The organism is Pseudomonas sp. PvP089 (genome assembly GCF_017875165.1).
Lineage (GTDB): Bacteria > Pseudomonadota > Gammaproteobacteria > Pseudomonadales > Pseudomonadaceae > Aquipseudomonas > Aquipseudomonas fortuita.
The window spans coordinates 2,261,454-2,284,927 of record NZ_JAGGME010000001.1; the positions used below are offsets into that span (position 1 = coordinate 2,261,454).

Annotated in this window: 20 protein-coding genes; 17 read left to right on the plus strand and 3 right to left on the minus strand. The window is 62.1% G+C overall.

The annotated features are described in order from the left end of the window. The first annotated feature begins 196 nt into the window (after positions 1 to 196). Together J3A71_RS10270 and uvrB are read left to right on the plus strand one after the other, a co-directional pair. Positions 197 to 628: a DUF488 domain-containing protein gene (locus J3A71_RS10270; RefSeq protein ID WP_023835768.1), complete on the plus strand. Its 432-nt coding sequence runs from the start codon at positions 197 to 199 to the stop codon at positions 626 to 628. A 375-nt stretch (positions 629 to 1,003) separates the two neighbouring features. Then, complete coding sequence (uvrB, locus tag J3A71_RS10275; protein ID WP_028690943.1) at positions 1,004 to 2,980, plus strand: excinuclease ABC subunit UvrB; 1,977 nt, start codon at positions 1,004 to 1,006, stop codon at positions 2,978 to 2,980. A 150-nt stretch (positions 2,981 to 3,130) separates the two neighbouring features. On the opposite strand, the gene J3A71_RS10280 is transcribed toward uvrB, so the two are convergent. Next, a complete protein-coding gene (locus J3A71_RS10280) occupies positions 3,131 to 4,036 on the minus strand; it encodes a LysR family transcriptional regulator (protein WP_023103881.1) in 906 nt (301 codons plus the stop codon). A 154-nt stretch (positions 4,037 to 4,190) separates the two neighbouring features. Here J3A71_RS10280 and J3A71_RS10285 point away from each other — a divergent pair, with 154 nt between their 5' ends. From J3A71_RS10285 to J3A71_RS10340, 12 genes are all read left to right on the plus strand, one after another. Next, positions 4,191 to 4,598 carry a ketosteroid isomerase-related protein gene (locus J3A71_RS10285; protein WP_023103882.1) on the plus strand — a complete coding sequence of 136 codons (408 nt, stop codon included), beginning with the start codon at positions 4,191 to 4,193 and terminating at the stop codon, positions 4,596 to 4,598. A gap of 1 nt (position 4,599) precedes the next feature. Then, positions 4,600 to 5,208 carry a GNAT family N-acetyltransferase gene (locus tag J3A71_RS10290; RefSeq protein WP_028690944.1) on the plus strand — a complete coding sequence of 203 codons (609 nt, stop codon included), beginning with the start codon at positions 4,600 to 4,602 and terminating at the stop codon, positions 5,206 to 5,208. Further along, on the plus strand, positions 5,205 to 6,095 hold the full coding sequence (locus J3A71_RS10295) for a carbon-nitrogen hydrolase family protein (RefSeq protein ID WP_028690945.1): 891 nt from the start codon (positions 5,205 to 5,207) through the stop codon (positions 6,093 to 6,095). Before J3A71_RS10290 ends, J3A71_RS10295 begins: the two co-directional genes overlap by 4 nt. A 282-nt stretch (positions 6,096 to 6,377) precedes the next feature. Next, a complete protein-coding gene (frmR, locus tag J3A71_RS10300; protein ID WP_007182548.1) occupies positions 6,378 to 6,653 on the plus strand; it encodes a formaldehyde-responsive transcriptional repressor FrmR in 276 nt (91 codons plus the stop codon). Positions 6,654 to 6,712: 59 nt separating this feature from the next. After that, positions 6,713 to 7,822: an S-(hydroxymethyl)glutathione dehydrogenase/class III alcohol dehydrogenase gene (locus J3A71_RS10305; protein ID WP_011871467.1), complete on the plus strand. Its 1,110-nt coding sequence runs from the start codon at positions 6,713 to 6,715 to the stop codon at positions 7,820 to 7,822. Between the two features lie 43 nt (positions 7,823 to 7,865). Further along, positions 7,866 to 8,264, plus strand: a complete 399-nt coding sequence (locus tag J3A71_RS10310) for a VOC family protein (RefSeq protein ID WP_023103885.1) — start codon at positions 7,866 to 7,868, stop codon at positions 8,262 to 8,264. 182 nt (positions 8,265 to 8,446) lie between these two features. After that, positions 8,447 to 9,781 carry a DUF3422 family protein gene (locus J3A71_RS10315; RefSeq protein ID WP_023464791.1) on the plus strand — a complete coding sequence of 445 codons (1,335 nt, stop codon included), beginning with the start codon at positions 8,447 to 8,449 and terminating at the stop codon, positions 9,779 to 9,781. Between the two features lie 58 nt (positions 9,782 to 9,839). After that, a complete protein-coding gene (gene fghA / locus J3A71_RS10320; protein ID WP_023464790.1) occupies positions 9,840 to 10,670 on the plus strand; it encodes an S-formylglutathione hydrolase in 831 nt (276 codons plus the stop codon). 18 nt (positions 10,671 to 10,688) lie between these two features. After that, positions 10,689 to 11,996, plus strand: a complete 1,308-nt coding sequence (locus tag J3A71_RS10325) for an NAD(P)/FAD-dependent oxidoreductase (RefSeq protein ID WP_028690947.1) — start codon at positions 10,689 to 10,691, stop codon at positions 11,994 to 11,996. A 51-nt stretch (positions 11,997 to 12,047) separates the two neighbouring features. Then, positions 12,048 to 13,361, plus strand: a complete 1,314-nt coding sequence (locus tag J3A71_RS10330) for a replication-associated recombination protein A (RefSeq protein WP_028690948.1) — start codon at positions 12,048 to 12,050, stop codon at positions 13,359 to 13,361. A 60-nt stretch (positions 13,362 to 13,421) separates the two neighbouring features. Then, positions 13,422 to 15,287 carry a Na+/H+ antiporter NhaA gene (nhaA, locus tag J3A71_RS10335; RefSeq protein ID WP_028690949.1) on the plus strand — a complete coding sequence of 622 codons (1,866 nt, stop codon included), beginning with the start codon at positions 13,422 to 13,424 and terminating at the stop codon, positions 15,285 to 15,287. Between the two features lie 25 nt (positions 15,288 to 15,312). After that, complete coding sequence (locus tag J3A71_RS10340; protein ID WP_028690950.1) at positions 15,313 to 17,964, plus strand: excinuclease ABC subunit UvrA; 2,652 nt, start codon at positions 15,313 to 15,315, stop codon at positions 17,962 to 17,964. Between the two features lie 80 nt (positions 17,965 to 18,044). On the opposite strand, the gene mobH is transcribed toward J3A71_RS10340, so the two are convergent. Next, positions 18,045 to 19,889 carry a MobH family relaxase gene (gene mobH / locus J3A71_RS10345; protein ID WP_028690951.1) on the minus strand — a complete coding sequence of 615 codons (1,845 nt, stop codon included), beginning with the start codon at positions 19,887 to 19,889 and terminating at the stop codon, positions 18,045 to 18,047. Between the two features lie 319 nt (positions 19,890 to 20,208). Here mobH and J3A71_RS10350 point away from each other — a divergent pair, with 319 nt between their 5' ends. The 3 genes from J3A71_RS10350 (at position 20,209) to J3A71_RS10360 (ending at position 21,930) form a co-directional block, all read left to right on the plus strand. Next, entirely contained in the window at positions 20,209 to 20,835 is a 627-nt protein-coding gene (locus J3A71_RS10350) for a hypothetical protein (RefSeq protein WP_023657212.1), read from the plus strand. A gap of 12 nt (positions 20,836 to 20,847) precedes the next feature. Then, positions 20,848 to 21,480 carry an RES family NAD+ phosphorylase gene (locus J3A71_RS10355; protein WP_028690952.1) on the plus strand — a complete coding sequence of 211 codons (633 nt, stop codon included), beginning with the start codon at positions 20,848 to 20,850 and terminating at the stop codon, positions 21,478 to 21,480. Between the two features lie 84 nt (positions 21,481 to 21,564). Further along, complete coding sequence (locus J3A71_RS10360; RefSeq protein ID WP_028690953.1) at positions 21,565 to 21,930, plus strand: DUF3742 family protein; 366 nt, start codon at positions 21,565 to 21,567, stop codon at positions 21,928 to 21,930. Positions 21,931 to 21,941: 11 nt separating this feature from the next. Here J3A71_RS10360 and J3A71_RS10365 read toward each other — a convergent pair whose 3' ends face one another. Further along, positions 21,942 to 23,462, minus strand: a complete 1,521-nt coding sequence (locus J3A71_RS10365) for a conjugal transfer protein TraG N-terminal domain-containing protein (RefSeq protein WP_028698647.1) — start codon at positions 23,460 to 23,462, stop codon at positions 21,942 to 21,944. Between the last annotated feature and the right edge of the window lie 12 nt (positions 23,463 to 23,474).

A 23,474-nucleotide genomic window follows, 5' to 3' on the forward strand; every position in this document is an offset into this window, starting at 1 on the left:
GCAGGTTTGACCGGGATTTGAGCGGCTACCGTTTTTTGAAAGTGTCGATGGCGAAGTAGCCGGAAAACAGGGGCTACTTCAGACCATCCCTAGTACACCATGCCCCCAGCGTTTCCTTAGCTGCGATTGACGGGCATGCCTGGCGGTAGCTCAATAACAGCCATTTATGGATGAAGGAACGAGGGGAATAAGGCAGATGAAGATATTCACGATTGGATTCACTAAGACCTCCGCGCGGTCCTTCTTCACCAAGTTAAGTGCTTCTGGTGCCAAGCGCCTTGTCGATGTTCGCCTGAATAATGTTTCGCAATTGGCCGGGTTCGCTAAACGCGAGGATCTTCGATATTTTTCCGAGGCGTTGTGTGGGATGGAATATGAACATCTACCAGCACTTGCTCCAACCAAAGACATGTTCGAGGAATATAAAATAAAAGGGGGAGATTGGGATATCTACGCCAGTAAATTTCTGGATTTAATGTCGTCCCGAAAGATTGAGTCAATCGATAAAGAAAAGATTGATAACAGTTGCCTGCTTTGCAGCGAAGACAAGCCCCATCACTGCCATCGGAGGCTAGTGGCCGAGTACCTTGCAGGCAAATGGCCGAATGTTGAGATCGTGCATCTTTAGAGGGGCGACGTAGCTCCACGTTTCCAACGCCTCGTCTGGAGGGCTGAGAGAGACAAAGGCGCGTATCGGCGGGAGCCGGCGCCACACATTGGGCGTACAGAGCAACCTCGCCCGCCACGGCTCGATGTCAGCGCTCAACGAGGCGAGTGGCTCCAGGTGCATTGGCAGACGGGCCGCTGGCTGACGTCGTGGCGATCGGCGGATATGCACTGGGAAGCCCGCCCATGTGTTGGGCTATCATGTTGGCGACGCCTACGCCCAGGTGGGGCGCGGCAGGATCGCCGTCATTTACACCCCAGTTTGGTACTGCTATAGGTCTTCTGGAATAGCCGATACATCAGGACAAATTGAAGTAGCTCAATTAGGAGATATCTAATGTCAACCGGTATGTTTATTCTGCACTCCAACTATACGCCGGCGGGGGACCAGCCAGAGGCGATCGCGCGGCTGCTGTCGGACATAGAAGAAGGTGCGACGCACCAGACGCTGAAAGGTATCACCGGCTCAGGTAAGACCTTCACCATGGCCAATGTGATTCATCGTCTGAAGCGGCCCACGTTGATCTTGGCTCCCAACAAGACGTTGACCGCGCAGCTCTATAGTGAAATGAAGCACTTCTTTCCTGAGAATGCGGTCGAGTACTTCGTTTCGTATTACGACTATTTTCAGCCCGAGATCTATATGCCGGGCACCGATCGTTTCATACCGAAGGACTCGGCCATCAATGACCACCTTGAGCGCCTGCGCCTGTCCACGACCAAATCCTTGATTGAGCGTCGTGACGTGATCGTCGTCGCTTCGGTGTCTTCAATCTACGGCCTGGGTGATCCAGATGCATATCGAGCGCTACAGATCGCTCTGTCCCCTGGGGTCAAACTAAACCAGAGAGAGCTAATTCGTCGCTTGGCTTTGCTGCAATATGATCGCACGGAGCGTACGCTCAAGCGTGCAACGTTCCGCGTCCAAGGTGATGTGATTGACATTTTCCCCGCTGATTCCGAGTACAGGGCGGTTCGGGTGGAACTGTTGGATGACACTGTTGCGTCTGTCCAATGGATGGACCCTGTTACTGGCAAGACGTTGGGAGAGATAGACCATTATTTGGTTTCGCCAAAAACGCTTTTCGCACCGCCCACGAACAAAATAGATTCTGCATCCAAAAAGATACTCGCTGATATGGAAGAGCGGGTTGCCGAGCTGAACAGGAATAATCGCTTGGTCGAGGCAAACAGACTGTACGAGCGGATCACGCATGACGTGGAAATGATGCGCGAGGTCGGCTATTGCTCGGGGATGGAGAATTATTCCTGCTACTTCAGCGACCGAGACGCAGCTTCTCCTCCGATCACGTTGCTGGATTATTTGCCGAAAGACGGGCTGCTGTTCGTCGATGAATCTCATGTCATGGTGCCACAGATATCCGCAATGTACCGGGGGGATCAGGCGCGCAAGGACACGCTGATCGATTACGGGTTCCGTTTGCCTTCATCGAAGAACAACCGGCCATTGAACTTTGACGAGTTCGAGAAGGTCAAGCCTCAGACCATCTTTGTTTCCGCTACTCCGGGCGACTACGAGCTGAGGGTGTCGAAAGGCAGGGTTGTCGAACAGGTTATCAGGCCAACGGGACTGCTTGACCCCAAGGTTGAAGTGCGGAAAGCGGATGGATACATAGATGACCTGCTTGCCGAAATATCGAAGTGCGTGAAGAGAAAGAATCGAGTGCTTGTGACTACGCTGACGAAGGTCAGTGCAGAAGAGCTAACGGATTTCTTGACGGACAACGGGATTCGAGCGCGCTACATGCATTCGGACATAAAAGCGGAGGATCGTGTTGAGATCATCAATGGCCTGCGCGCAGGAGAGTTCGATGTTTTGATTGGGATTAGTCTTTTGCGCGAAGGGCTGGATATTCCAGAGGCATCATTGGTTGCCATTCTCGATGCAGACCGTGCAGGGTTCTTGCGTTCGGCCCATGCGCTCATTCAGATGATCGGTCGAGTCGCTCGGAATGAAAACGGCAAGGCGATCTTGTACGCCGACGCGGTGACGCCGGCGATGAAGCAGGCGATCGATGAGACCAATAGGCGCAGGCAGCTTCAAATTGCCTTTAACGAGGAAAATGGGATTTCTCCAGCCTCGTCTGTGCGAAAACTAGCAGGGGAAGAGACGAATACGGAGGAGCCCACCGTTCATTCCGAGGCTTTCTGCGAGAACTTGTCCGACCTTTGCGATCAGATCACTGCCAAGGAACAGCAGCTACTCGAATTTACCGATACCGGTGACGAGCAGCGCGTCGAAGACATTCGTCATCAGTTGGATGGGTTGTACCGGCAATTCATTTACATCTAATCGTTCGCCGGCATTGAGTTGCATGGCCGACCGATCTGCACCTGGGGCAAGCGGGCAGACGGTCGGCTCATCATTCAACCGGAGGGGTGAGCCGCCGAGGCTCAGTGCCCCGCTTTCCAAGGTGTGTGCCCTACAGCGTCTTGCGACGTGTCAGCGCAAAGCTGGCAACGATCCAACGGCGACCAGCATTTCATCAAATACCGCTCGAACCCTTCCCGGAATGGGGCCACGCTGAGGCCGATAGACGTACAACCCCCATGCCGGAGGTTCTTCGTTCTCCAGCACTCGCACGAGCTTCCCGCTGGCAATGTAGGGGGCGGCCATGTAGTCCGCCAGTTGCGCGAACGCGATCCCGGCCAGCGCCGCTCCCATTTCCATGTCGGCATTGTCTGCGACGAGAGTGGGTGCGGTAGGTGTCCACTGGCGTCCCGCCTTGAAGTGCCAAGGCCAGGGACGGCCGGTATTGATATCCAAGGCCACGGTAACTGGCAGGCTGCTTAGCGCATCGATGTTTGCAGGTACGCCCACTTTCTTGATCAGGCGCGGAGCGGCAACGATGGGGAGTCTCATGTCGGCGGCCTTGCGTGCGACGAAGCGGCTATCGCGCATGAATCCGACCCTGATCCCGACGTCAATCCCTTCGTCAACCGTATTGCTGATGCGATCGGACAGGCGCACATCCAGCGTGATGCCGGGATGGCGCGCGGCCACGCGCTCCAGTGCCGGTAGCACCGCTCTGGTGCCCAAGCTGTGCGGTGCGGTGATGCGAACCGTACCGGACAGAGAGGCCTGCTGGTCGGAGCCAGGCGTTCGCCACAGATCCTCGAACCGCTCCAATGCGGGGCGCACTTGGTCTAGCAGCCCTTCGCCGAAGGCGGTGATGCGCACCTGGCGCGTGCTTCGATGAAACAACACCTCGCCGTAGTGTTGCTCCAGTTGCTGGATGGCACGGGTTACACCTTGCGGAGAAGTCCCCAGCCGGACGGCCGCATCGCGAAAACTGCTGCTTTCGGCCGCCACCCGAAAGATGCGCAGTAGTTCCATTTCCTTGTTCATGACGCACGCCTTATGGCCGATTTCGCTGCTCGTTGATTGTTCCAGATTGTGGAATTATAAAATCGCAACAATTCCATATACAAGGGAGGCGCGGTTGCCCAGACTGACAACACCCCGGAATGCTCCGCTCCGAACAACCCAATAAGGAACGCGAATGAACGCTGCGACTCTCATCACTGCCTACTACGACGCCTTCAACCGCGGTGACCGCGAGGCCATGCTGTCAATGTTGACCGATGACGTCGCGCACGACTTGAACCAGGGCGCTCGTGAGGTCGGTCGCGAAGCCTTCCGCGCCTTCCTGCAGCGCATGGACCGCTGCTATGGCGAGCAACTGCGCGGGATCGTGGTGATGGTCAGCGCCGACGGCCTGTGTGCAGGCGCGGAGTACGTGGTGCATGGCGAATACAAGGTCACGGACGACGGGCTGCCGGAAGCCCAGGGCCAGCGCTACGTGCTGCCGGGCGGCGCGTTCTTCGAGATCCGCGATGGCAAGATCGCTCGTGTCACCAACTACTACAACCTCGGCGACTGGATCGCACAGGTTGGAGGGGACGCCTGAAATGACCAGCGACGTGCAGGTGCTGGTTCATCGTGGTCCGGACATTGCCGAATGGTTCGATGCCGTGGCAGGCCTGCGGGCGAGCGTCTTCCGCAGCTTTCCTTACCTGTACGAGGGCGACACCGAATACGAGAAGCACTACCTCGCTATGTACGCCCGTTCGGCAGACAGCCTGCTGGTACTCGCGCTCGCTGATGACGTGGTCGTGGGTGCGTCCACGGGATTGCCGCTCGGCGATGCGGAGCCGGCCTTCCAGGTGCCGTTCGCCGATCGAGGAATCCCGATGGAGGCAGTGTTTTACTGCGGCGAATCAGTCCTGCTCCCGGCCTTCCGGGGCCTTGGCCTGGGCCATCGCTTCTTTGACGAACGCGAAGCGCATGCCCGTTCGTTGGGCGGCATGCAGTGGACATCGTTCGCGTCGGTGGATCGAGCAGACGACGATCCCCGGCGTCCTTCCAACTACCGCAGTAATGATCCCTTCTGGATCCGTCGTGGCTACGTGCGGCAGTCGGACATGAAGGTTACGCTGCCCTGGAAACAGGTGGGTGAGCCGAGCGAAACCGAGCAGACGCTCACGATGTGGCTGCGCTCCCTGGAGAACGCGAAATGAAAGTAGCAGTTGCGAAATACGCAGTGGGTCAGCCCACGGGCTTCGAGGCATTCGCAGCGCGGCAGCGGCGGGTTCTGGAGGAGGCGAGCCGTGCCGGAGCGGAACTGGCCGTGTTGCCAGAATATCTGTCCCTCGAACTGGCTGCGATGTTCGAGCCTGGCATCCGCCAGGATTTCAACGCCTCGCTGGCCGCGCTGCAGGCCTTGCAGCCTGCGTGGCTGGCCCTGTACACCGACCTGGCGCGCGAGCTGCGCATGACCATTCAGGCCGGTACGTTCTTGACCCGGGTTGGACCGGATCGCTATCGCAACCGGGCGTGGTGGTTTGCGCCGGACGGCACGCGTGACTACCAGGACAAATTGCAGTTGACGGGGTTCGAGAAAGACACTGGCGTCATCGAGGGGGGCGACGAACTCAAAGTGTTCGACCTGAATGGCGTGCGTGCCGGCATCGCTGTCTGCTACGACAGTGAGTTTCCATTGCCCGTGCGAGCCCAGCGAGAGGCGGGTGCACGCCTGCTGTTGGTCCCGAGCTGTACGGACACGAGGGCAGGTGCAACCCGGGTTCGTGTGGGCTGCATGGCGCGGGCACTGGAGAACCGGATGTTCGTCGCACAGGCCGTGACGACCGGAGCTGCTGACTGGAGTCCGGCGCTGGACACGAACACTGGCGAGGCCACGATCTATGCACCCATGGATCGTGGATTCCCCGAGGATGGCATTCTCGCGACTACTTGCGGCACGCAGACATGGGCGATCGGTGATCTTGACGTTGAAGCACTCGAACGAAACCAAGAACAGGCCCAGGTTGCGGTCGATCGTGACTGGGACGGACAGATGTTGCCTGCACTGCGGAAAGCTCGACACTCGGGTCATCAGGTCGCCTAGCCGGTCTCATCTTGATAGCTTCAACTCGATGAGTCGGCTTAGATAGGTCATATCTATCTGCGCATAGATTTTTCCAGTTTGACCAGTTTTGAACTTGCCCCGATGCTGTCGATACATGCAAGAAATATTCATTGATTTGAATGTTTTGCGCTTCTTGGGAACAAACCTGTACTAGCCTGTAAGAGTGCTCGAAGAGCACAGAATTTGTGGCAAAGTTCGGCCGCATATACTATGGGGGAGTATTGTATAATGCGGCGGTGTACCCAAGTAGAGAGGTGTTCGATGCCACACAGTCCGGAAGAAAAGAAGCAAGCACTGACGCGCATCCGGCGCATCAAAGGTCAGGTAGCGACTCTTGAGCAAGCGCTTGATGCAGGTGCGGAATGCCCTGCAATTCTTCAGCAGCTTGCGGCCGTTCGTGGGGCAGTCAACGGATTGATGGCAACCGTTCTGGAGAGCTATCTGCGGGAAGAATTTCCCAGTAGCGAAATCAGGAGCGATTCGCAGAACAAGTCCATTGACGAGACCATCTCTATCGTCCGCTCCTATCTGCGATAGAGGCACCAGGGTGCCCTCGGTGAGGGCAAATTTAGTTAGCTAGTAAAGGAAGCGACATCATGAAATCACGTGCAGCAGTTGCCTTCGGGCCAGGAAAGCCGCTGGAAATCGTCGAGATCGACGTCGAGCCGCCGCGCAAGGGCGAGGTGCTCATCAAGATCACGAATACCGGCGTTTGCCATACCGACGCCTTCACCCTGTCGGGCGACGACCCCGAAGGTCTCTTCCCGGTCGTGCTGGGTCATGAAGGTGCGGGTATCGTCGTGGAGGTGGGTGAAGGTGTGACCAGCGTGAAGCCTGGCGATCACGTCATTCCGCTCTACACCGCCGAATGCGGCGAGTGCCTGTTCTGCAAGTCCGGCAAGACCAACCTGTGTGTCGCGGTTCGCGCAACCCAGGGCAAGGGGCTGATGCCCGATGGTACGACTCGCTTCTCGTACAACGGTCAGCCGCTTTACCACTACATGGGCTGCTCGACCTTCAGCGAATACACGGTCGTCGCCGAAGTCTCGCTGGCCAAGATCAACCCGGACGCCAACCCCGAGCACGTCTGCCTGCTGGGCTGCGGCGTGACCACCGGCATCGGCGCCGTGCACAACACGGCCAAGGTACAGCCCGGCGACTCGGTGGCCATCTTCGGCCTCGGCGGCATCGGTCTCGCTGCGATTCAAGGTGCACGCCAGGCCAAAGCGGGCCGCATCATCGCCATCGATACCAATCCGGCGAAGTTCGAACTGGCTCGTACCTTCGGCGCGACCGAATGTCTCAACCCGAAGGACTTCGACAAGCCGATTCACGAGGTTCTGATCGAGATGACTGGCTGGGGTGTCGATCACACCTTCGAGTGCATCGGCAACGTCAACGTGATGCGTTCGGCTCTGGAAGCTGCCCACCGCGGCTGGGGCCAGTCGATCGTCATCGGCGTCGCCGGGGCCGGCAAGGAAATCTCGACCCGTCCGTTCCAGTTGGTCACCGGCCGGACCTGGAAGGGGTCGGCTTTCGGCGGGGTCAAGGGGCGCACCCAACTCCCGGGCATGGTGGAAGACGCAATGAAAGGCGAGATCGATCTCGCCCCGTTCGTCACTCACACCATGGGTCTCGACGAGATCAACCACGCCTTCGACCTGATGCATGAAGGCAAGTCGATTCGCACGGTGATCCACTACTGATCACTCACTATCCATTCAACACCAACCACCAAGGAAATTAACCATGTCCAATCCTGTCATTTCCGGCGACGGCATCTTCTCGCACGTCTTCATCGGCGCCGCCGACGTCCAGAAGTCGGCCGCGTTCTATGACGCCGCTCTGGGTGCTCTCGGCATCAAGAACCTCGGTCCTTTCGGCAACGGATGGGTGCTTTTCGGTCGCGAAAAGCCGGCTTTCATCATCGCCCGTCCGGGCAATGGTGAAGCGCCTTCCAGCAACGGCGTGACGGTCGGCTTTGCGGCCGCCACTCCCGCCGAAGTGGATGCCTTCCACGCCGCCGGCCTTGCCGCAGGCGGCACCGACGAGGGCCAGCCTGGCCCGCGTGGCCACCTGCCGGGTGCCTATGCGGCCTACCTGCGTGATCCGGCGGGCAACAAGGTTTGCTCGTACACCTTCGTCTGAAAGCTAGGAAGCTGAGGGCGTTCTGAAAGGGCCAGCACAAGCCTCTACACGGCGAGCCTATTAGACGGACCGTGTAGAGCGGTGCCCGCTCATGAAGATCGGCCCGCAGCCATGTGCGAAACGCATGGCTGCGGGCATTTGCTTTGAAGCGTGTTTTTCAACCAAGAAGAAATGAGGTCGTTATGAAAGAGCCGGCCAACATCAATACGACGACCGTACAACCCACCCCGACCGCCACCGTGTACGGCATGCCGGCCTATACCGATCGTGCTGCCGCCGTGGGTGAAGTGCACGCGCGCCCGCATCTCTTGATTCAGGCCCCCCGCGGCATATTGCAGCTCGCTTTCATGACCGAAGGCGACCAGGCCAGGGATCAGATGGCGATGAGCGAGTTGTCTCATCGCTTCGGCGTTGCCGAACCCGACCATACTACGCCGCTCCACGGCGTGACATGGGATGAAGGAGACCTGCACTGCGAAAAGCACACCGAGTTCTCGACGTATCTCTGGTGCGCTTCGCTGGATTCCGAGACGGGAGAGCCGTGCGGCGAAAATCCGTTCAAGCATGGATTTGTTCCTCCCGGCCCGGTCGTATCCGGCATCCGTTTGAGACTTCTTCCGTGGACGCCGGAAACGGAGAAGGAGGTCGATCGCTTCGATCCTGCCAGCCTGTGCTACTCGCTGGTGGAGAACGGCTCTGCCGCCATCCTGACCGACTTTCGACAGGATGAGGATGGCCTGACGCAGATCCTCGTCCTGGCCCGCGATTTGACCCCGGCGCGGGCGGGTGCGCTGGCTCAACGTCTGCTGGAGATCGAGACTTACCGCACCTTGGCGTTGCTGTCCCTGCCGTTGACACGATCGATGACGTCGGAACTGCGACGCATGGAGTCGCGCCTTGCGGCGATCACCGACGAGATGTGTACGAGCTTGGTGGAACGGCGCGACAGCGACGTGCTGCTGTCCGAATTGACCGGCCTGGCTGCCGAGCTGGAAGCTGGCGTTGCGGCGAATCTCTATCGCTTCGGCGCCAGCCGTGCCTACTACGAGATCGTCGAGGAAAGGCTGGCAGCGCTTTCGGAAGAGGCCGTATCCGGGTACTGCACCTGGGCGGATTTCCTGCAGCGTCGCATCGCTCCCGCCATGCGGACATGCCAATCCGTAAAGGAGCGCCAGACCAAGCTCTCCGACAAGCTGACCCGGGCCATCGCGTTGCTGCGTTCCTGGATCGACGTCGAGCTTGAACGCCAGAACCGCGATCTGCTTGCGTCGATGAACAACCGGGCCAAGATGCAATTGCGCCTTCAGCAAACCGTCGAAGGCCTGTCGGTCGCGGCAATTTCTTATTACGTCGTGAGTCTTCTCGGCTATTTGCTCAAGGGCATTCCGATGGTTCACGACAGCGTGGCGCCGGTGATGGCGGTTCTGGTGCCTGCGGTGATGCTGACGATCTGGTGGATCGTGCGCAGGATCAGACACGCCCACGGCGACACGGCAGCGGAAGAGAAATCTTCCTGACGAGCTGCCGTCCTGGCGCGCGAGAGCTGCGCCGTTCCTTTGAACATAGGAGAACACCATGGAACGCATCGAACATCACGCCAGCTTTGATGGTTGGCAGGACGTTTATCAGCATGAATCCACGACGCTCGGTTGCACGATGAAAGTCGGCGTCTATCTGCCTCCGCAGGCACAGCACGGCAAGGTGCCGGTGCTGTACTGGCTTTCAGGCCTCACCTGCACCGAGCAGAACTTCATCACCAAGTCCGCCGTCCAGCGCTACGCAGCCGAACATGGCATTGCCGTCGTCGCGCCCGATAGCAGCGCTCGCGGCGAAGGCGTTGCCGACGATCCCGCCTATGACCTCGGACAGGGGGCAGGTTTCTACGTCAACGCCACGCAGGAACCCTGGGCTGCGAATCATCGGATGTATGACTACGTGGTGCAGGAACTACCGGCGCTGATCGAGGCCCACTTTCCCGTGACAGCGGAGCGGAGCATCAGCGGCCATTCCATGGGGGGACACGGTGCTCTGGTCATCGCCCTGCGCAACCCGGGCCGTTATCGAAGCGTCTCGGCCTTCTCGCCCATCGTCGCGCCCACCCAGGTTCCCTGGGGACACAAGGCCTTCGAGGCGTACCTGGGCAGCGACCGGGAGGCGTGGAAGCAGTACGACACCGTGGAGCTGATTCGCACCGTGCAGGAGCGTCTGCCGCTGCTGGTGGATCAGGGTTTGGGCGACGAGTTCCTGGAGAGTCAGCTTCAGCCCGATCTGCTGCGCAAGGCCTGCGACGAGACGGGGCACCCGCTCACGTTGAATCTGCGCCCAGGCTACGACCACAGCTACTACTTCATTGCCAGTTTCATTGGCGAGCATATGGCACACCACGCATCGGCGCTGAAACGCTGAGAGAGAGGAGATCAGGTCATGACAAAGACCTCCAAAAACCGACATCACGTCGTCATTATCGGAGCGGGCTTCGGCGGGATCGAGGTTGCCAACCAGCTTGCTGGTGCCGAGGTCGATGTGACGATCATCGACCGGCGCAATCATCACCTGTTCCAGCCGCTGCTTTACCAGGTCGCAGGGGCATCTCTCTCGACATCCGAGATCGCCTGGCCTATTCGCTATCTATTCCGAAATCGCCCGGAAGTGAACACCTTGATGGCGGAAGTGGAAGGTATCGACCAGGACGCGCGTCAGGTCATTCTCAACAATGGCTCGCGCCAAACCTACGACACGCTCGTACTCGCGACAGGTGCTACCCATGCCTATTTCGGACACGACGAATGGGGGGCTTTCGCGCCGGGGTTGAAGACGCTGGAAGATGCCACGACCATTCGAGGCCGAATCCTCGCGGCTTTCGAGGAGGCCGAGCGCACGAGCGATCCTCAGCAGCGTGCCGCGCTGCAGACGTTCGTCATCATCGGTGGTGGTCCCACCGGGGTTGAATTGGCCGGGACCATCGCCGAGCTTGCACGAGACACGCTGGCGCGTGACTTCCGCTCGATCGACCCGAGCACGTCCCGGGTTGTACTGATCGAGGCGGGCCCGCGTCTGTTGTCCGTCTTTCCAGAGGATCTTTCGGCCTATACGCGCCAGGCACTCGAAAAGCTCGGGGTCGAGGTCGTGCTGGGTACGCCGGTCACCGAATGCTCGGCCGACGGCGTGGTGTATGGCGGCAAGCCTCTTTCGGCCAAGACCATCGTTTGGGCCGCCGGCGTCCAGGCGTCTCCCGCGGCTCGCTGGTTGGGTGCTGCGTCTGATCGTGCGGGTCGAGTGGTCGTTGGTCCCGACCTGACGGTGGCCGGTCGCCCGGAGGTCTTCGCCATCGGCGATACCGCCTCGTGCACCATGGCTGATGGGAAGCCCGTACCGGGCATCGCCCCCGCCGCCAAACAGCAAGGCAAGTACGTCGCCAACCTCATTGGACGGCGTTTGAAAGGCAAGCCCGCTGACGGGCCTTTCAAATACCGGCATCAGGGGAACCTGGCCACCATCGGCCGCAGCCTGGCCGTAATTGACATGGGGCGGGTTAAGCTGCGTGGAGCCTTTGCGTGGTGGATCTGGAAGCTCGCGCATATCTACTTTCTGATCGGTACGCGAAATCGTCTCAGCGTCGCGTTGAGCTGGGTATGGAACCATAGCATCGGCTACCGCGGCTCTCGCATCATCATGCATGCGATTAGCGACAAAGAGCCCACGGCGTTGGATAAATCCGGCTCTCTGGATTGAGGTGCACACCTTATCGGAACGTCAACTATCAGAAATACCAGGGAGAGGAACTTGACCGATCTATTCACGACAAAGCCCAAGCCTCCCTTGGCCGAACTCCTGCGGCCCAAGACGCTGGATGAATTCGTCGGGCAACGGCACTTGCTCGGCCCCGGCAAGCCGCTTCGTCTCGCGTTCGAGGCGGGCAAGTTGCACTCGTTCATCCTCTGGGGGCCGCCAGGCGTGGGCAAGACCACCCTGGGGCGCCTGGCCGCCAGTGCGACCGACAGCCGATTCATCGCCATCTCGGCCGTGCTTGCCGGGGTGAAGGACATCCGGCAAGCCATCGACGAGGCCCAGGCAGAACTGGGCAACCATGGTCGATCGACGGTGCTTTTCGTCGATGAGATCCATCGCTTCAACAAGGCGCAGCAGGATGCCCTACTGCCCCATGTCGAGTCGGGGCTCCTGACCCTGGTGGGGGGAACGACCGAGCATCCGGGGCTGGCGGTCAATTCCGCTCTGCTCTCACGCGCGCAGGTCTATACCCTCGAACCGCTGTCCGGCGACGAACTGAACCAGCTCTACGAACGCGCACTGCCGCATCTCCAGGGCGTCACGTTGGACGCGGACGCGCTGGATCTGCTCAAGGGCTTTGCCGATGGCGATGGCAGGCGCTTCCTCAATCTGCTTGAGCAGGTGACGAATGCTGCGTCGGGCGCGGGCAAGGCCGTGGTCGATGGCGAGTTTGCCAAACTGTCCACCAGCCCATCACTGCGCAGGTTCGACAAGGGCGGCGACGAGTTCTACTGGCAGCTCTCCGCCTTCCACAAGTCGCTGCGGGGCTCCGACCCCGACGCGGCCCTGTACTGGCTGGCCCGCATCCTCGACGGCAGCGGCGACGTCAGCCAGGTGACGCGCCGCATGATCGTGGTGGCCAGCGAAGACATCGGCAATGCCGACCCGCAGGCGCTGCAACTGGCGCTCAATGCCGCGCTGGCTTATGAGAGGCTGGGTTCCCCCGAAGGCGAAATACCGATTGCCCACGCGGCGACCTACCTTGCTGCCGCCCCCAAGTCGAACGCTGCCTATGCCGCCTGGAACAAGGCGAAGGCCTTCGTCAAGAACAGCGGCTCCCTGCCTGTGCCTCTCCATCTTCGCAATGCGCCGACGAAGCTGATGCAGCAGATGGGGTATCACGAAGGCTACCGCTATGCCCATGACGAGCCCAACGGCTATGCCGCTGGGCAAAGCTACTTTCCCGAGGGCGTGGCGCGGCCGGGCTGGTATCAGCCAACGGACAGAGGTGTTGAGCGCAGGCTGGGAGAAAGGCTTACTTGGCTGCGCTCGCTGGATGATGGGACGCTGCCAGAGGCGGACGCCTGACCGGTCGCCTCCGAAACCGGCTCATCGCGACTTCACGAACTACAGGAACAGGATAAGAACATGTCAGCCACTTCTTTCGGTGCATCCTCGGCGAATATCAGCCGGGGACGCGTTGCCCGCTATCTGCGCACGGAGTCTGGTGCTGCGGTGCTGCTGGTGATCGTCACGGTCGTGGCGCTGGCGTGGGCGAACTCGCCGCTATCCGATGCCTATTTCGCGTTGTGGCACCTGGACGTCGGGTTTGACTTCGGGCCGCTGGGCATGCACATGGATCTGCATCACTGGGTCAACGACGGCCTGATGGTGGTCTTCTTCTTCCTGATCGGCCTGGAGGTGCGTCAGGAGTTCGCCCACGGATCGCTCAGGGACCGCAGCCGTGCCCGTCTCGCTCTGATCGCGGGTGTCGCAGGTGTCGTGCTTCCCGCGCTGGTGTATGTCCTGATCGTGGGGCTGGCCGGAAGTGAAGGCCTGCACGGGTGGGGGGCGGTGGTCGGCACCGATACGGCATTCATGCTGGGCACCCTGGCGATCGTCGGCCCGCGGCTATCCGGTCAGTTGCGCGTGTTCCTGCTCACCCTGACCGTGGTCGATGACTTCCTCGCCGTGTCCATCATCGGCATCGTCTATAGCGAGGAGATTCGGATCGTCCCGTTGTTGATCGCCCTCGCCAGTCTCGTTGCGTTGTGGTGGCTAGGGCGCACCCGCCAGTGGCGGGCAATGCCGTATGTGCTGATCGTGATCGTGCTGTGGCTCGCAACCGTGTACTCCGGCATCCATGCCTCTCTCGCCGGGATGGCCGCGGGGCTGCTGATCCCCGCCTACGCGACGCAACGTCACAAGGTCGTCGCGGCAAAACAACTGTTCCGCGACTTCTGGCAGTCTCCGAGTGCCGCATCGGCCCGCGCGGTGGACTGCGGGCTGTCCCGGGGTATCTCGGTGAACGAGCGATTGCACGAGTTCCTGCGGCTGCCGACGGCGCTGCTGATCGTGCCGGTGTTCGCCTTGGCGAACGCCGGAGTGGACGTGCGTGGCGGGCTGCTCGCCGAGGCCTTCGGCTCGCCAGTCACGTGGGGCGTCATCGCAGGGCTCGTGCTCGGCAAGCTCGTGGGCATCGGGCTCATCACGCTCGTCGCCGTCCGTCTCGGCCTGGGCCGGCTGCCCGAGGGCGTCGGGGTGGGGAGCGTGTTCGGTGGTGCGGCACTGTCCGGGATCGGCTTCACCGTGTCGCTGCTGATCATCGGGCTCGCGTTCGGCACGACCTCCGACCTGGGCCGCCAGGCGACGGTCGGCGTGCTCGTGTCGATGGTGTTCGCCACGTTGCTCGGGTGGCTGATCTTCAAGGTCGCCGCCAAGCGGTGGGGTGAGAAGACCGCTGACCTGCCGATGGTGCTTGAGCCACCGGTCGATCCGGAGATCGATCACATCCGCGGGCCGGAGGACGCCCAGCTCACACTCGTCGAGTACGTGGACTTCGAGTGCGCGTACTGTGCGCACGCGACCGGTTCTTGGGACGATCTGCGTGCCCACTTCGGGGACGACCTGCGGTATGTGGTGCGCCATCTGCCGCACCACCCGCACGGGCCGATCGCCGCGCGGGCGTCCGAGGCAGCGGCGAACCAGGGGATGTTCTGGCCGTGGCTGGACTTCGTGTTCACCCGTCAGCATGCGCTGGAGCGCGAGCATCTGATCGGCTACGCCGCCGAGCTTGGGCTCGACGTCGAACGGTTCATCGCGGATCTCGACAGCACCGCGGTGATCGAGCGTGTCGAGCGCGACCTCGCCAGTGCGGTCGCCAGCGGTGCGCACGCCACGCCGACGTTCTTCGTCGAGGGTCGTCGTCTGCGCGGCAGCTACGACGCCCGCACTGTCACCGCGGCGCTCGAAGCCAGTCGCCGCGGCCCACGAACTCAGGAAGTCCCGTCCTGAGCGGGACGAACTACAGGATAAGAACATGCCAAACAATTCTTTCGGTGAATCCTCTTGTACCGCTGCGGCCAGCGGCCTCGTGCAGGTGCGCGGGGCGCGCGAGAACAACCTCAAAGAGGTGGACGTTTCCATCCCGCGTAACGCGCTCGTGGTGTTCTCGGGAGTCTCCGGCTCCGGGAAGTCCTCGCTGGCCTTCGGCACCATCTATGCCGAGGCTCAGCGACGTTACTTCGAGTCGGTGGCCCCCTATGCGCGGCGATTGATCGACCAGGCCGGCGTGCCCGACGTCGATGCGATCGACGGCCTCCCGCCGGCGGTGGCGCTGCAGCAGCAGCGTGGCTCCAGCAACGCGCGTTCCTCCGTGGGCAGTGTGACCACCCTGTCCAGCCTGGTGCGGATGATGTATTCGCGCGCCGGCGCCTACCCAGCCAACCAGCCGATGCTGTACGCCGAGGATTTTTCGCCCAACACGCCGCAGGGAGCGTGCCCGACCTGCCACGGCCTGGGCCATGTGTACGAGGTGACCGAGGCCATCATGGTGCCCGATCCCTCCCTGAGCATCCGCGAGCGGGCGATCGCCTCCTGGCCCCCCGCCTGGCAAGGCCAGAACCTGCGCGACATCCTGGTCAGCATGGGCTACGACGTTGACCGACCGTGGAAGGACCTGCCGAAGAAGGATCGCGACTGGATTCTGTTCACCGAGGAAACACCGACGGTGCCGGTGTACGCCGGCTTCACGCCCGCCGAGACCCGCGCCGCGCTCAAGCGCAAGATGGAGCCGAGCTACATGGGCACCTTCACCGGTGCTCGCCGGTATGTGCTGCACACCTTTGCCAACACCCAGAGCGCGCTGATGAGAAAGCGCGTGTCCCGGTTCATGGAGGGCAAGCCGTGCCCCACCTGCCACGGCAAGCGGCTCAAGCCCGAGGCGTTGTCGGTCACCTTCGCCGGCGTGGACATCGGCGCGTTCATGCAGATGCCGCTGGACCAGTTGGCGGCCTTGCTCGAACCCATTGCCCAGGGTGATTTCCGCGCCCATGCAGCGGGGGCGGCTACGGACAAGGAAGCGACCCGGCGCGACCGTGCCCAACGCGCGGCCTCCGGTCGTGCCGTACACGCGGTATCGCCCGACGTGCGCCGCACCTCCGCGCTGTCGGAAGAAAAGCGCCTCGCCGCGCAGCGCCTGGCCGGTGGCGTGATGGCACGCCTGCGCCAACTGCGCGGGCTGGGCTTGGGCTACCTGACGCTGGACCGGGCCACGCCGACGCTTTCGGCTGGCGAGTTGCAACGCCTGCGGCTGGCTACGCAATTGAGTTCCCTGCTGTTCGGCGTCGTGTACGTGCTCGACGAGCCCTCGGCGGGGCTGCACCCCTCCGACAGCCAGGCCCTGTACGACGCACTCGATCGGCTGCGCGACGCAGGCAACTCGGTGTTCGTGGTGGAGCACGACCTGGAACTGATGCGCCGCGCGCAATGGCTAGTGGATGTCGGGCCGGATGCCGGGGAGCGTGGCGGCCGCGTGCTCTACAGTGGCGAGCCGGATGGCCTGCGCAAGATTGCCGAATCGCGCACCGCCCGTTACCTGTTCGACGAGATCCCCGCGCCGGGGAGCCGGGCACGCGAAGCGATCGGCTGGCTGGAGCTGCAGGGCGTCCACCGCCACAACCTGCATGGCGTGGACGCACGCATTCCGCTGGGCGTGCTGACGGCCGTCACCGGCATCTCCGGCTCGGGCAAGTCCAGCCTCGTCGCGCAGGCCCTGCCGGAGCTGGTGCTGCTGCACCTGGGCCACGAGCCGGAAGACGATGTAGCCGAAAGCGCCACCAGCGAAGGGCCGGCAGTGATCGAAGCGACCGGCGGCCATCTGGCGGGCGACGTGGACGCCGTACAGCGTCTGGTGCAGGTGGACCAGAAACCGATCGGGCGCACGCCGCGGTCGAACCTAGCCACCTACACGGGCCTGTTCGACCATGTGCGCAAGCTGTTCGCTGCCACGCCCGATGCGCGACGCCGCCGCTACGATGCCGGACGGTTCTCGTTCAACGTCGCCAAGGGGCGCTGCGAGACCTGCGAGGGCGAGGGCTTCGTCAGCGTGGAACTGCTGTTCATGCCCAGCGTGTACGCGCCGTGCCCGACGTGCCATGGCGCACGCTACAACGAGGCCACGCTGAAGGTGCAATGGAACGGGCGCAACATCGCCGAGGTGCTGCAGATGACCGTGGACGAAGCCAGCGAATTCTTCGCGGGTGAAGACGCTGTGGCAAGGCCACTGCAACTGCTGCGCGATATCGGACTGGGCTACCTGCGCCTGGGGCAACCGGCCACCGAGCTTTCCGGTGGCGAGGCGCAGCGTATCAAGCTGGCGACCGAGCTTCAGCGCAGCCAGCGCGGCCGAAGCCTGTACGTGCTCGACGAGCCGACTACCGGGCTGCATGCGTCGGACGCCGACCGGCTGCTGGTGCAGTTGCAGCGCCTGGTCGATGCCGGCAATACCGTAGTGATGATCGAACACGATATGCGCGCGGTGGCCCAGGCCGATTGGGTGATCGACGTGGGGCCTGGTGCAGGCGCTGCCGGCGGCAGCATCGTGGTGGCGGGCTCCCCTCAGCAGGTGGCCCGAACGTCTGGCAGCAGAACCGCTCCGTTCCTTGCACAGGAGTTGGCGCGGGCCGAGTAGCTCAGTTCGCCAAATGTTGCCAGTTTTCGCGGGGCATTGATCGTCGCCACACGACGGTGGCGATCAATGCCCGAATCGCGTCATCCTTCCTGAGTCAGAGCAAGATAGGGATTGTTGGGCGGTATTTCGGCGAGTGCCAAGGACCCATCTTCGAGGAGGTAGCCATGCAGTCGGCGGGACTTCCTCGGGCCCGTGACTTCACAGGTCCAAATGTTCAGGCCATTGGGCTGCTTTCGATGTAGCTGCAGCTTCTCGAAGCGCTTCTGCACCCACTGCCAATCCTGTTGACTCTCCTGCTTGGCGAGTGCGGCCACTTCGGGATGCTCCTGCGCATAGCGTTGGAACACACCCGGGCTGACCAGGTAGGCCGTGTCATTCACCGTATGCACGAGTGCCTTCGCGTCGTTGATGATGAGCCGTCGTGAGGCGATTCCCTGCTTCAGCCAAACCATGAACTGTTCCCCGGATGGCTTCGTTGCCGATGACCCAGGCGTAGGCGCGGGTGCAGGTGCAGGCGATGGAATGGACGTCGCGGCTGTTGCTGGCGCGGGGGTGTGGAGGAACTCCTCGGCATCCTGGCCAACGCCGGCCGACTCACCCAAGCCCACCATCGCGAGCAAATCCTCCATGACGTCGGGCACGGGCTGGGCTGCGGGCGGTGAAACGATGGTGGTGCTGTCGCCCTCCCAAATCGGAGGCTCTTGACCTCCCTGCGCTGGGTTCACCGAGACGGTAGGCGCGGGAGCCGACATGCTGGCGTCGTTTTCCGCGGGCGTCGCGTCGATCTCTACCGTGCCCGCGAAAGGTGCTGGTCGCTCGCCAGACTCCCAGATCAGCGCGGGAGCGAGACGCAACAGGGTGAACGAATGGGACCAGCCGGTCGTGCTGGTCACGGTCGCGCGCCAGACCGCCTTGCCGTCCGGTGTGGGCTGCAGCATGCCGTGGTCCTGCAGCACATTGAACACGGCGGTGTTGTTCGCAGGAATGCCATCGATCCCCTGAGACAGGAGGTGTGCGCGCAGTTTGTCCGAAACCGTCTTGCTCACCAGCCACAAACCATCCTCGGTGAGCCAGCCATCGGAGGCTTCCGGCTGGTTCAGCTTCAACTGTTCCTTGAGCAGGTAGCGCAACCCGTCCAGCAGCTTGCGTTGCAGTGCGTGCTTGGGCGCGGCCATGGCGCGCGCCGGATCGCCGCCCAGCTCCTGGGCCACCGACGCCCGGTCTGCTTGCACGACGAGTTCCCCCAGTACACCGGCATGTTCGTACTGACCGGCCAGCACATAGAGCAGCGGTGCCCAGAGAGCCGGATAGTCGCTGAGCCAGTCCAGGACGTGGCGGTCGAGCAGTTGGCGATAGAGCAAGCCTGTTGCGGCGCTGTGCAGGCGGTATTCGCGGTCGTCACGGTAGCGAAATCGGTACGCCTGGTGCAGCGGGCCATGCCACGGATGCCAAGTACTGCCGTCGGCCAGTTCGACGTGTAGATCGACGGCGATCTTGCCAATATCGTGGAGCAGCGCAGCATAGGCAACGGCGGCGGTCCAGGCTTCGGACTGGGCCGCCTGGTCTTCGGGACTGGCACCGATGGGCAGCAGATGGGACTGCCGCAGTTTCAGGCTGTAGGCGACGATCTCCAGGCCGTGGTCGAGCATGCCGCCCGGGTAGGCATGGTGATGCGCCTCGGAGGCCGGGAAGGCCTGGACCAGTTCGGCATAGCGTTCCAGGGGCGTGCGATACAGGGTGGCGAATTGCCTACGCGAGAGCGAGGTACGCTGCCAGATGTGCTCCAGCAGCTTCTGCCGGCGTGGGGTGGCCAGCAGCGATGCGGCCGACTCAGGACGCAGCAGCCCTTTCGGGAGGGCGGTGACGGGTGGTGGCGTCGGTGCGGCAGCGACCGGGGGCCGTTTTCGCTGGAACAGGGAAAGCATGTGGGTGTCCTGATGACGGGCCGACCGGGAGGCCTTTTGGCCTTTTCGAGGTAGGGCCTTTCCCCTTGCACCCCATTCCCTTGCCATTTCGGCCCTTTGGCCTTTAACCGTTTCGGTATAGCGAGGCCTGGGTTGCGGCTCCAGCGTCAATGTGGAACCCGCTCGAATGCATTGGACGGCGACCCGGCGCTGGCCTCTGCCTATGCTGTGGGAACGCTGCTTCCGCCAGGTAGGTTGTTCTCACTCAGGCGACTAAGTTGACAGACGCGACAAAGGCGACTAGAGTGAATCCTGTCCCAAACCTACTCGGGAGATGACCATGCCCACTGCCATTGAATTCATTGCCGACCGTCTGCCGCGCGTCACGGTGGAAGATGTACGCCGCTTCGCGGATACCGTCGAAATCCGGGATGCCACGGCTTTCGCGGCCGAGTTGCAGGCGTTCGTCCACGAGCGTGTGGAAGCGGTGACACTGCCCGCCAACTTGGAGGGGGAGACCGTTGGGCAGGCCCTTGCACGCAAGGCGGCCGCGCTGCGCGCCGACACGCGCTGGGCACCGAATGAAACCGACGTCCAGCGAGGCCGCGCCGTGCTGCTGGAAACCTTCAACCAGCCGCACAACCTGCCGCCCGCGGAGTTCGCCAAGCTGGCGGACAAGTCGCGCCAGCAGATCTACAAGGACATCCTCGCGCGTCGGCTGCTGGCGCTGAACGTGGGGCCGCGCGGTCAGAAGCTGCCCGACTGGCAGCTCGACCCGGTGAAACAGCAGTTGACCCAAACCGTGCTTCAGGAGGTCGAGGGTATCGATCACTGGACGATCTACCGCGCACTGTCCGAACCGCTCGAAGGCTTGGGTGGGCGCTCGCCGGTGGATGCGGTGACGCATGGCACGATCGATGACGTGGCCGAGGCCGTGTTCAACGTGCTGGGCGTCCAGGTGCATTGAAGCGAGATCGCCATGAGCCACGAGCTGCCTTCGTTCCTGATCGATGCCGGTGAACTGCTCCAGCATGTGAGCCGCGTCGTCTATCGGGGCAGCCCGCTGTACTATGGTCGCAGCAGCACGAATCGCTACGATGACCCGGCGGGGGCCTACGGCGTGCTCTACCTGGGGCGCGACCTGCCCACGGCGCTGATGGAGTCGGTGTTTCACAAGCACCAGTGGCTTGAAGACACGAAGCGCTCCATCGCCCTGAAGGAGGTCCACGCCCGGATGGTCCGCGCCGTGGGCGTGCTGGACGACGTGCTCCTGGCCGACCTCACGGCGCCGGGCGTCATGGCGGGCTACTTCGGCCTGAATCTGGAGCAGTTGGCGAGCCGCGACTACACGCACACGCAGCAGGTGTCCGCTCAGGTGCATGCGATGGTCGGCGACGACGGCCAGCCGCTGTTCGACGGGGTGCTCTATCCGTCGCGCAACAACTATCCCGCCGCGAGCATCGCCCTGTTCGAGCGTGCGGGAACGAAGGTCAGCGTTGTCGAGGACATCGACCTGGTTGACCATGTGGACTGGCCGCGTTTCGTTGCCACCTACCGCATCGGCGTGGAGCCCGACCCCGGCCCGGTGGAACCGGATGACGAAGCGTCCTGAAGCAGCAAGAAAACACATTGAAGCCCGAAACGGAATGAAGTGGAGCAAACAGGAATAGGCATTCCTCAGTAGCAGGAGACGACCATGAACACGACGACCCGCACCAGTACCGCAGAACGCCTCGGCCGTACCTTTGGCCGCGGATGGCGCGTCTATGCGCGTGGCGAACGGCGGGTATCGAATTGGTTGGTGGCCAAAGGGGTGCCTTCGGTTGGTGCCACAGTGCTGCTGTGGGTGGTCAAGCTGGCTGTGCTGGGCGCGCTGCTCTACGCCGCCTTCTGGTTCGCACTCGTGTTGCTGGGAGTCGTGGTGGCGGGATGGGCGGCGGCTGCCAATACATCGGAAGAAGACGAGTGGCCGTTCACCGACCTCACCGAACTGCGCAAGACACCCGGCTACGATCCCAATCTGTACAACGATACGTCGCACGAGTTGTACACCGACGACTGATCGGCACCGCGCTACTTCAGCTTACCTCCGGTAAGGGCCCCAGCGCCCTTACCGCCTGCTTGGCCGGCGCTCTTGCTGCCATCTGAAAGCCCCTGGATGACGTGCCCGGCCCGAATCCCAACCCAGGTAAGGCTCGCAAGCCAAAAGCCCGGCAAGACCAGGAACATCGTGCCCATGACGAACATCAGGAGCAGGTCGCCAAAGGCATTGTTCAACCCCACCAGCGGATCGAAGTTAGTGTGTGGCCGGTTCCAGCCGAAGCCCCACCCATAGAGCGCATCGAGGATGGTGCTGTCGATCCAGCGTGCGAGTTGGAACCAGAAATCGGTGAAGAACAGCGCGAATTGCACGACGCTGACGGTGACGACCGTCTTCAGGTCATAGGTTCCGACGACCAGTACGAGCGGGATGCAGATGACCAGTGCCATCTTGAGCAAGGCAAGCACCATGGGCAGCGCCTGGCGCACCACGTCCATGGCGGGAAATGCGGCAAGTGCCCCGACCGCCATTCCTACATCCCCCGTGGCCCGCGTCACGATGTTCGGCAGGGTCTTGTCGATCTGGCCGCCGTAGTCGGTATAGACCGAACCCTGGTTGAGCTTCTGCTGTCGCGGTGACGCGATGGTACGGACCACCGAATCGTCCACCTCGGTACGGCTCAGGAACCCGGCCCAGCCCGCCAAGCGATTCAACAGGCTGGGGTCCACCTGGCCCAGCAGCCGTGCCCGCAGGCCGTTGCTGCCATCGGCCCACCACTGCCTGCAGGTCGGGTAGCCGCCGCCACTGGCCACCTGCGCAAGCCCTGCGTCGCGGGTGTCGTCATAGGGCCATGACTCGCGCGCCGTGCTGGAACGGTAGCTGTCGTAGTAGCCGCCGGTATCCGTGAAAAACCTCGAACCGATCCAGGTCACGTCGTTCATTTGAGCGTCGTCCAGCTCCGGCCGCGCCATGAACAATTTAGCGCGTGCAGGTCCGTAGCAGTCGTGTGTGAAATCGGCCACTTCCTGAGCCAGAACCGGGTCATTGATGCGGGTAGCGTCGATCTCCATGCGCATCTGTCGCAGGTCTGTCCCGCACGGGATTGCCGCCACCGAGGCGCTGGTGACGGCGCGCGAGAGCGCGTGCATGAAGGCCCACCAGACCGGCACCTTGGCACTCTGGTTGTTGATGGTGCTGAAGGACTGGGACCAGCCGGTATCCGTGGGCTGCGGCACGTTGACCTGGCACTGGGCCGAGCGCGAGCTGTCGTACTGAATTGTGTTGAGGTCCACGTCGATGAAGGGGATGCCGGCGAACATCACCACCACGATGGCGACGAACACCCGGTTCTCGATGCGTGCGGCCGAGAGCACGCCCTTGTTGCCTTCGTCGGCACCTTCCGCACGGGCCTTAAGCCATTCCTGCACGATGATCGCCACGAAGGGCAGTGCGAATACCCCGCTGGATACCAGTACCGCCCAGATGCCGTTGTTGACGATCCAGGACACCAAGGTCAGGTAGTACTCCAGGTAGTCGGTTGTGAAAAGCGTCATGGCTCGGACCTC